This is a genomic window from Lawsonibacter hominis, assembly GCF_014287895.1.
GTDB lineage: Bacteria > Bacillota > Clostridia > Oscillospirales > Oscillospiraceae > Lawsonibacter_A > Lawsonibacter_A hominis.
In genome coordinates, this window is sequence record NZ_JACOPP010000095.1 from 1 (window position 1) to 677 (window position 677).

The 677-nt window shown below is 51.1% G+C and carries 1 protein-coding gene; it reads right to left on the reverse strand.

All coding sequences use genetic code 11. The annotated features are described in order from the left end of the window. A partial coding sequence (locus H8S57_RS18410; RefSeq protein ID WP_243204883.1) for a helicase-related protein occupies positions 1-617 on the reverse strand: 617 nt, incomplete at its 3' end. Between the last annotated feature and the right edge of the window lie 60 nt (positions 618-677).

Consider the following 677-nt stretch of genomic DNA (forward strand, 5'->3'; position numbering starts at 1 on the left):
ACGGTTTCATCCACATCCTCACAAGAGCGGGCAATGTGTTTTCCGGTGAGAATCTGCGTGATATAGCGCAATTTCTGCTCCTGAATCTGCCAGAGATACGCATCAAATGTTCCTTTGGCCACGAATTGCTTTATCATAATTTCCGGGTTTTCGTTGCCCTGCCGTACCCCACGCCCATTTCGCTGTGTAATGTCAGAGGGCTTCCACGGACAGTCCAGATGGTCAATGGAGATTACCTTATTCTGAACATTCACGCCGGTTCCCAGTTTGCTGGTGCTGCCGATTAAGATACGGACTTTTCCTTGGCGGGTACGCTCGAACAGTTCCTGCCGCTGTGCTTCAGAAGTGGCGTCGTGAACAAAGGCTATCTCCGATTCCGGCACACCCTTTGCCAGCAGCACATTTCTTATTTCATCATATACATTGAATTTCCCGGCTTTGGGAGTGCCAACATCACAAAAGACAAGCTGTGTGGAAGCAGAGGCGGCGGTGTCCTTCCAAACCTGATAAACATCCTCAATGCAGACACTCAACTTACTTCCTGTACCATCCGCATCCGGTCGAATCAGGCGCGGGTCAATCGCCATCAGGCGGGCCTCACCGGTCAGCTTCAGCATATTATCTTCTTCCGGCTTCACTCGGCCGGTTCGGATTGCTTCCGCCCGCAGAATAAAATC